Here is an 8,522-nt window from a genome sequence, read left to right on the forward strand (position 1 = left end):
CTGGCGGGCCGGACTACGACCCGGGTACCCGGGGTTTCCGGTTTGTGTGTATTGGTGCCGCGGGTTGCCGGGCGGCAGCGGGGGGCGGAAGGGGGGGGCAACCCCCCCCATCCCGCCGCCGTCTGGCACCGTTCAATTCATCCGATCAACGACCGGCCTTTGTGAGGCTTAGTCGAAGTGGATGAAGAAGTCGGCCAGCGGGAAGCCGACACCACGGGTCAGCTCGTCGTAGTCGCCGAGCTCGGAGAGCTCCGGGGCCTCGTAGACGAGACCGGTCTCGATTTCCTTCTCCATGTCTGACCTCCGGTTGTGAGGGATGGATTCGCTCGAACGAACCGCTCGAACGAGATCCAACGTAGCCCCGGACCGACAACCCGGAAAAGGAAATCCGAGCGGGTTGGCAGGAAAGGGTCAGCGGCGTTTGCCGCGCATTCCGGTGACCGCGGCGGCCGGCCCGGGCCGGGCGCGCGGACCCTCCGGGTTTCCGCAGGACCGGCCCTGCGGAGAACACCACCGGACCGGACGGCAATCCTCATACCGCCGCTGAACAGCGCTTCCTAGGTTGGAGGGGCATCGGGGCAGCCGCCCCGGCCGACCGACCCCGCCGGCCTTGGAGACCACCATGAACCCCATGCTCCTGGCGCTGCCCCAGGAACCCGCGGACGGCATCGCGGGCTGGGCCGCCGACCTCGTCGACACGATGGGCGGCCCCGGCGCCGGCCTGGCGATCGCCCTGGAGAACCTGTTCCCGCCGCTGCCCAGCGAGGTGATCCTGCCGCTGACCGGTTTCGCCGCCGGCCAGGGGGTGCTCAGCCTCGTGTCGGCCCTGTTCTGGACGACGCTGGGCTCGGTCGTCGGCGCGGTGGTCCTCTACTGGACAGGCCTGCTCTTCGGCCGCGAGCGCATGCACGCGATCTGGGCGCGGCTGCCGCTGGTGAAGGTCTCGGACCTGGAACGCACCGAACAGTGGTTCGCCAGGCACGGCACCAAGGCGGTCTTCCTCGGCAGGATGGTGCCGATCTTCCGCAGTCTGATCTCCGTGCCGGCCGGCGTCGAGCGGATGGCCCTGCCGCAGTTCATCATGCTCACCACCCTCGGCAGCCTCATCTGGAACAGCGTGCTGGTGATGGCCGGCTACTGGCTGGGCGACCGGTGGGAGACGGTGGAGACGTACGTCGGCGTGCTGTCCAAGGTCGTCCTGGCCGTGGTCGTGGTGGCCCTGGCCGGCTACCTGACGCTCCGGCTGCGCAACCGCAACCAGTCGCAGCAGCGGCGCAGTTCATGACCGGGACCGTGCTGCCGGAGCGCACCGTCCAGGCCGCCGCGCCGTCCTGGCGATCTTGCCCGGGCTGCGCCGCCGCACTAGGCTCGGGCCTCGTGCGAGGAGATTCAGCGGGCGCGGCATCCCACCACCCGACGGGGTTTCCGGACGGTCGGGGCGTCGCGGAGGACGAGGCCGTCGCACCGGCCCCCTCCTGGCCGCGCCGCAGCCTGGGAGTGCTGATCGGCTGTCTGACCGCGATGCTCGGCGCGCTGCACTTCCTCGTCGTCGGTGCCGCCCTCGGCCCCTTCCTGCTCTGGCCGCGCAGCCGGCCGAGCGCCCTGGAGGTGCTGATGGCCGGGGCCCGCCGGCTGACGCTCCTGGAACGCACCCGCCGCTCCGTCTTCTTCGGCGACCGCTTCCCCGAGCACTACAAGGCGTCCGACCAGAAGCTCCTGCGCTACCTGGCGGTGCGCTGCTACACCGGGCTGCTCTGCGCCGTCGTCATCGGACTGCTCGGCTTCGGCGTCCTGCTGGCCGGGCTGATGGTCAACGGGGCGACCCGCGGGACGCTCGACTGGGACCAACTCCTCACCCAGGCACTGCTGGGCGGTGTCCTGCTCTTCCTCGACCTGCAGGGCCTGTACTCGCTGGCGGCCCTGGACACCCGGATCGCCCGCGAGTGCTTCGGGCCCTCCGAGCAGGAGCTGCTCCGGCGGCGGATCGACGAACTCGCCACCAGCCGTGCCGCGGTGGTCCAGGCCGTGGACGCCGAGCGCCGGCGCATCGAACGCGATCTGCACGACGGCGTCCAGCAGCGGCTGGTGGCGCTGGGCATGCTGCTGGGCAGGGCCCGCCGGGGCCGCAACCCCGAGCAGGCGGGCGCGCTGCTGCTGCAGGCCCACGAGGAGTCCCAGGGCGTGCTGACCGAACTGCGCGAGGTGGCCTGGCGGGTGTACCCGTCGGCGCTCGACAGCCTCGGCCTGGAAGAGGCGCTGGGCGGGGTGGCCGAGCGGTGCAGCATTCCGCTGCGCACGCAGTTCGAGGTCGGCGCGGCGCTGCCCAAGCCGGTGGAGACGGCCGCCTACTTCGTGGTGTCCGAGTCCGTGACCAACGCCGCCAAGCACTCCTCGGCCACCGCCATCTCGGTGCGGCTGACCCTCAGCGGCACCCTGCTCACCGTCCGGGTCGAGGACAACGGGACGGGCTGCGCGGACCCGGCCGGCAGCGGCCTGACCGGGCTGCTCAGCCGGGTGGCCGCGCTGGACGGCGTCCTGCATGTCGACAGCCCCCCTGGGGGACCGACCACCATCACCGCGGAGATCCCATGCGCGTAATCCTCGCCGAGGACTCGACCCTGCTCAGGGAGGGCCTGGTCCGGCTGCTCGTCGAGGAGGGCCACGAGGTCCTGGCCGCCCTCGGCGACGCGACGACGCTCCTCCAGGAGGTCGAGGCGCAGAAGCCGGACGTCGTCGTCCTCGACATCCGGATGCCCCCGACCCACACCGACGAGGGGCTGCGGGCGGCCGTGGAGATCCGCGAGCGCTGGCCGGAGGTGAGCGTGCTGGTGCTCTCCCAGCACATCGAGCGCAACTACGCGGCCAAGCTGCTGGCGTCCAACGCGGAGCGGGTCGGCTACCTGCTCAAGGACCGGGTGGCCCAGGTCGAGGAGTTCCTCGACGCGCTGGAGCGGATCCACGCGGGCGGGGCGGCGATCGACCCGGAGGTCATCCGGCAGCTGGTCATCCGCACCACGCACGGCGATCCGCTGGCCCGGCTGACCCCGCGCGAGCGCACCGTGCTGGAGGCGCTGGCGCAGGGGCACACCAACACGGCCATCGCGCAGAAGCTGCACATCTCGCTGAGTTCGGTGGAGAAGAACCTCAACACCGTCTTCGACAAGCTGGAGTTGAGCCACACCACCGGCTACAGCCGGCGGATCCTGGCGGTCCTGCGGTACCTGGAGTCCTGAGGTCCGCCCGACCGACCGCCTGCCTACCTGAGCTGGAAACGGACGAACGGGCCGTCCCCGTGCCGGGTCGACGGCACGGGGGCGGCCCGGGTCCGGTGCCGCGGGGACCGCCGCTACGCGAAGGCGTAGGGGTTCAGCGCGTCCTCGGGCAGGTGCTCGATCTGGACGTGGTCGCCCATCCCGCCCTCGGCGGCGAGCTCCAGCAGGACGTCGAAGGCCACGTGGTCCTCCAGCGCGAAGCCGGTGGAGTCGAAGACGGTCAGGCCGTCCCGGTGGGCCTCGGCGAGGGCCGGGTCCGCGCACAGCTCCATCAGGTCCGGCCCGAGGTCGCCCTCCGCCAGCTGCTGGCACTCGCCCTCGCGCAGCGCCTGCCCGCGGTGGTCGGCCGTGACGAAGGCCGACCGCAGGACGTGCAGGGGCACCTCGAACTTGCCGATCAGGTCCGCCCCGATGGCGTTGACGTGCGCGTGCGGGAGCAGGTGCTCGCCGAGCAGCACCGGGCCGCCGCCGACCGCCACCGAGGTGACGGTGCAGATGATGTCGGCGCTGGCCTCGATCTCGGCGACCGGTGCCACCCGGACGTCCAGCCCGAGGAACTCCACGCGTTCGGCGAAGGACCGCGCGTGGGCCGGGTCGATGTCGTGGACGACGATCCGCTCCAGTGGGAAGACCCGACTGAGGGCGTGGGCCTGGGTGACGGCCTGTGCGCCGGCCCCGACCAGGCCGAGCACCCGGCTGTCCGGGCGGGCCAGCAGCCGGCTGGCGATCGCCGAGGCGGCGCCGGTCCGGATGGCCGTGGGCAGGATCCCGTCGCAGACCGCCAGCAGACGGCCCGTCACGTCGTCGTACCGGGTCATGGACCCGATGATGGTGGGCAGCCGGTGCTCCTCCGGGTTGTACGGCGTGTAGCCCACGGTCTTGATGGTGACGGAGTCGCCGGGCCGATGGTGCGGCATCCATTCGATGATCGCGGTGTCCCCCGGACCGCGCAGGAATCCCTCCCGGGCCGGGGTCACGCCGCCGTGCCCGCCGGCCCGGAACGCCTCGCCCAGACGGGAGATCATCCGGTCCATGAAATGATCGAAGCCCTTTTCCTTGACGATCTTGGCAATATGCTGCCGGGTGAGGACCACAGTTTCCATTTTTTCCCCTTGCCTAATGCCACGGAGTGGCATCTTCCTGTCGACGGATTTACCGAGCCGTGCGATCCGAAAGGGCGAACCGGAAACTGAAGCTAGCCGCCGGATTCAGTCCGGTCAAGATTTCCGCCGGGCGCATTACGGGAAACCGCACCGCCCGCGTTACGGGAACCCGCAGGCCACGGACTGCGGAAAACTGGGGACACCCCGGCGGTTTACCTCGTGTCCCGGACCGGCGCCCGGAACTAGCGTTTTCCCCATCGCCACGACGGCAGCCGCCCGAGCGGTTTCCGCAGCAATGGAAGGAAGCAGAACGTGCGAAAGAAGCCGGCAACGGTACGGGTCGCGCGGTGGAGTGCCACACATCCGTGGTCCGCCATCGGGCTCTGGGTGGTCTTCGTCGCGGCCTGCCTCTTCCTGGGCGGGGCCGCCGGGAGCAACAAGATCAGCGACCAGGAGTCCGGGGTCGGCGAGTCCGGCCGCTCGGGCAGGATCGTCGCCTCCGGCCACTTCACCGAGAAGCCCGAGGAGAATGTCCTGATCACGGCCGGCGCCGGCGGGGCGCTGGACACCAAGGCCGCCCAGCAGGCGGCCCAGGAGCTCGCCGACCGTATGAAGGCCCTGCCGGAGGTCGAGAGCGTCGGGAAGCCGGTCCCCTCCCCGGACGGCAAGGCCCTGCTGCTCCCGGTGACCATGAAGGGGGACACCGAGAACGCCGACCGGCGCATCCAGCCGCTGCTCGACGCCAGCGCGGCGGTCCAGAACGCCCACCCGGGCCTGCGGGTCGACCAGGTCGGCACCGGCTCGACGGCGAAGGGGCTCACCGAGACCCTGGGCAAGGACTTCCAGAAGGCCGAGTTCATCAGCCTGCCGCTGACCATGCTGATCCTGCTGGTCGTCTTCGGCGCGATCATCGCCGCCGGCGTGCCCGTGATCCTCGCGATCTCCTGCGTCGGCGCCGCGACCGGCCTGTCGGCGCTGGCCTCGCACGTGCTGCCCGAGACCAGCGCGGTGAGCAACGTCATCCTGCTCATGGGCATGGCCGTCGGCGTGGACTACTCGCTCTTCTACCTCAAGCGGGAACGCGAGGAGCGCCAGAAGGGCGCGTCCCGGATCGACGCCATCGAGATCGCCGCCGAGACCTCGGGCCACACCGTCCTGGTGTCCGGCGCCACCGTGATCGTGTCGATGGCCGGGCTCTACCTGGCCCAGGAGGCCACCTTCGCCTCGCTGGCCACCGGGTCCATCATCGTCGTGGCCGTCGCCGTCCTGGCCTCGCTGACCGTGCTCCCCGCGCTGCTCGCCAAGCTCGGCCGCTGGGTCGACCGGCCCAGGGTCCCCTTCCTGTGGCGGCTGACGATGCGCTCCGGCGAGTCCAAGCTGTGGCGCGCGCTGCTGAAGCCGGCCCTGGTCCGGCCCGTGCTCACGCTCGTGGTGTCCGTCGGCGCGCTGCTGGCCCTGGCCCTGCCCGCCCTCGACATGAGCCTGAAGCAGCCCGGGTCCGACGACCTGTCCCGCGACATCCCGGTCGTCCAGGCGATGGACCGCCTCACCGCGGCGTTCCCCAGCAAGGGCACCACGCACCAGGTGGCCGTCCGCGCCCCCGGTGACCAGGCCGACAAGGTCAAGGCCGCCCTCGGCGGCCTGCTCGCCCGCACCGCCGCCGACCCGCTCTTCGCCCACGACCAGACGCCCGAGGTCCGCGAGTCGCAGGACCGGACCGTGCACGTGGTGCAGGTCGGCACCCCGCACTCGCCGAAGAGCGACGGCGCCCGGCAGTCCCTCGACCTGCTGCGCACCTGGGTGCCCGAGGCCGTCCAGGGCGTGCCCGGCGTCGAGACCGGCGTGGGCGGCAAGGTGGCGCAGGGCATCGACTTCACCGGCCACCTGAAGGACCGGATGCCGTGGGTGGTGGGCTTCATCCTGCTGCTGACCTTCGTCACCATGGCCTACATCTTCCGCTCGCTCGCCGTGGCGCTCTCCGCGATCCTGCTGAACCTGCTGTCGGCCGCCGCCGCGTTCGGCGTGCTCGTCGCGGTCTTCCAGCACACCTGGGCCGAGAAGCTGCTGGACTTCCACAGCACCGGCGCGGTGGTCTCCTGGCTGCCGCTGTTCCTCTTCGTGGTGCTGTTCGGCCTCTCGATGGACTACCACGTGTTCGTGGTGAGCCGGATCCGTGAGGCCGCCCTCGGTGGGGTGAACGTCAAGGAGGCCGTCCGCGACGGCATCACCCGCTCCGCCGGGGTCGTCACCAGCGCGGCGGTCGTCATGGTCGGGGTGTTCGCGATCTTCGGAACCCTGAGCATGGTCGAGTTCAAGCAGCTGGGCGTCGGCCTGGCGGCGGCGATCCTGCTGGACGCCGTGGTCATCCGCATCTTCGTCCTGCCGGCCCTGATGGCGGCGCTGGGCTCGTGGAACTGGTGGCCGGGCGGCCTGCCCGGCGGCCGTCGCGGACAGCGCGCGGCGCTCGCCGGCCGGGGCCACCGGGAGCCGGAGCTGGTGGACGAGCCGCCCTTCGCGGAGCCGTACGTCCCCTACGCGGTGCCGGACCGCGGCGACGGCGCCTCGAACGGCTACGGCGCCCCGGCGCCGGCCTACCAGCCGGCCGAGCAGTCGTACGGGTCGGGCGGCGACGGCTACGGCCGCCAGCCCCACCTGACGCAGGCGTGGCCCCCGCCGCGGCCCCAGGGCCACGACCGACCTGACACCTACCAGCAGTAGGCAGGTCCCCCGAACGAGGGGGGAGAGGCGCCCGGGCCCCCGTCGGGCACCTCTCCCCCCTCTCCGTGCGCCGCGCACCGCGCCGCAACGCACGAGCGTCCGGCCGGCCCCGGTTCTCCCCGGGCCGGCCGGACGCTCGTGTGCGTTCGGCGGATCGCCGGGTCAGTCGCTCCCGCCGTGCAGGAACTCCACCATGAGCTTGTTCACGGTGTCCGGGTCCTCCAGGTAGCCGTAGTGGCCGCAGCCCTCGACGAGCTCGAACACCGCGCCCGGGATCGCGTTCGCGACCTCCCGGCCCAGGTGCGGCGGGGTGACCACGTCGTCCGCGAAGGCGATCACCTGGCAGGGCACGCCGATGCCGCGGTAGGCGTCGAGCCGGTCGTCCAGCCGGCTCACCTCCATCTGGGCCCGCAGGCCGGGGCCGGCCGGCGGCGCCAGCTCGAACAGGTCCAGCCAGTCGGCCAGCGCGGCGTCGTCGTCGAGGGTGCGCGGCGACAGCGACTTCAGGGCGCGCAGCACGGCGGCGTAGCGGGGCGGCAGCGAAACCCCGGAGTCGTGCAGCTCGATCTCGGCCCGGGTGAGGGCCGCCCGCAGGGTGTCGGTGCGGCCGCGGGTGGCCATCAGCACGACCCGGCTCACCAGGTCGGGCCGGGCGAGGGCGAGCTCCTGGGCGACGAAGGCGCCCATCGAGGTGCCGACGACCCGGACCGGGCCCAGCCCGAGCCGCTCCACGAGGCCGGCGACATCGCCCACCAGGTCCCGGAGGGTGAAGCCCTCGGGGCACTCCGAGGTCGGCGGGATGCCCCGGTTGTCGAAGGTGATCGCGCGGAACCCGGCGGCGGTGAGCGCGGGCACCTGGTGCAGCTGCCACACGGTGGCGCCGCCGCCCGTCCCCTGGATGAGCACGACCGGCTCGCCCGCGCCGGTGTCCTCGTAGTGAAGGCGTATGCCGTTGACCGGAACGACCGGCATCTGGGATTCCCCCTTGGTGTCGTCTGCAGCGTGCGTCGTCTGGGTCGTGCGTCGTCCGGGATGTGCGCCCGGGCCCGTGCGCCGTCCGCGGCCGTGGGTCCGCCGGCGGCGTCCGGCCGCGGACAGCCGTGTGGCCCGCCCCCGGGCGCCGAGGAGCGCTCGCGGGCGGGCCACACGGGAGGATCAGGAGGCGTCGGCGCCTTCCATCGCCCGCACCAGGCTGGCGGGGCGCATGTCGGTCCAGTGGGTGTTGATGTAGTCGAGGGCCGCGTCGCGTGCGGTCGCCTCAAGGGCGGTGCTCCACCCCTCGGGCACCTCGATGAACGCCGGCCACAGGGAGTGCTGCCCCTCGTCGTTGACAAGGACGAGGTAGGTGCCCTCGGGGTCCTCGAAGGGGTTGCTGCTCATGCGATCGCTCCTTTTTCGAAGAATTCTTTTTCTTCCGATCGTTTCCACT

General features: G+C 71.8%; 8 protein-coding genes. 4 read left to right on the forward strand and 4 right to left on the reverse strand.

Going from position 1 to position 8,522, the window contains the following annotated elements; genetic code table 11:
- Window positions 1-168: 168 nt before the first annotated feature.
- Complete coding sequence (locus ACIRST_RS41605) at window positions 169-294, reverse strand: lasso RiPP family leader peptide-containing protein (RefSeq protein WP_350519254.1); 126 nt, start codon at window positions 292-294, stop codon at window positions 169-171.
- 328 nt (window positions 295-622) lie between these two features.
- Here ACIRST_RS41605 and ACIRST_RS41610 point away from each other — a divergent pair, with 328 nt between their 5' ends.
- From ACIRST_RS41610 to ACIRST_RS41620, 3 genes are read left to right on the forward strand one after another with little or no spacing between them, the layout of a single operon-like run.
- Window positions 623-1,285 (forward strand): DedA family protein, encoded by a 663-nt coding sequence (locus ACIRST_RS41610; RefSeq protein ID WP_402809833.1) that lies wholly within the window; start codon window positions 623-625, stop codon window positions 1,283-1,285.
- Window positions 1,282-2,598 (forward strand): sensor histidine kinase, encoded by a 1,317-nt coding sequence (locus ACIRST_RS41615; RefSeq protein WP_402809836.1) that lies wholly within the window; start codon window positions 1,282-1,284, stop codon window positions 2,596-2,598. The genes ACIRST_RS41610 and ACIRST_RS41615 overlap by 4 nt, the downstream gene beginning before the upstream one ends.
- On the forward strand, window positions 2,589-3,233 hold the full coding sequence (locus ACIRST_RS41620; protein WP_350519256.1) for a response regulator transcription factor: 645 nt from the start codon (window positions 2,589-2,591) through the stop codon (window positions 3,231-3,233). The genes ACIRST_RS41615 and ACIRST_RS41620 overlap by 10 nt, the downstream gene beginning before the upstream one ends.
- 113 nt (window positions 3,234-3,346) lie before the next feature.
- Here the strand turns inward: ACIRST_RS41620 and ACIRST_RS41625 are convergent, their stop codons facing one another.
- Complete coding sequence (locus tag ACIRST_RS41625) at window positions 3,347-4,375, reverse strand: ornithine cyclodeaminase family protein (protein WP_350519257.1); 1,029 nt, start codon at window positions 4,373-4,375, stop codon at window positions 3,347-3,349.
- Window positions 4,376-4,687: 312 nt separating this feature from the next.
- Between ACIRST_RS41625 and ACIRST_RS41630 the strand changes: the two genes are divergently transcribed.
- A complete protein-coding gene (locus tag ACIRST_RS41630; RefSeq protein ID WP_402809838.1) occupies window positions 4,688-7,093 on the forward strand; it encodes an MMPL family transporter in 2,406 nt (801 codons plus the stop codon).
- A gap of 162 nt (window positions 7,094-7,255) precedes the next feature.
- Here ACIRST_RS41630 and ACIRST_RS41635 read toward each other — a convergent pair whose 3' ends face one another.
- Complete coding sequence (locus ACIRST_RS41635) at window positions 7,256-8,065, reverse strand: alpha/beta hydrolase (RefSeq protein WP_350519259.1); 810 nt, start codon at window positions 8,063-8,065, stop codon at window positions 7,256-7,258.
- A gap of 183 nt (window positions 8,066-8,248) precedes the next feature.
- Window positions 8,249-8,473, reverse strand: coding sequence for an MbtH family protein (locus tag ACIRST_RS41640; protein WP_350519260.1), 225 nt, complete (start codon window positions 8,471-8,473; stop codon window positions 8,249-8,251).
- Window positions 8,474-8,522: the final 49 nt, after the last annotated feature.

This window comes from Kitasatospora sp. NPDC101447 (assembly GCF_044767225.1).
Lineage (GTDB): Bacteria > Actinomycetota > Actinomycetes > Streptomycetales > Streptomycetaceae > Kitasatospora.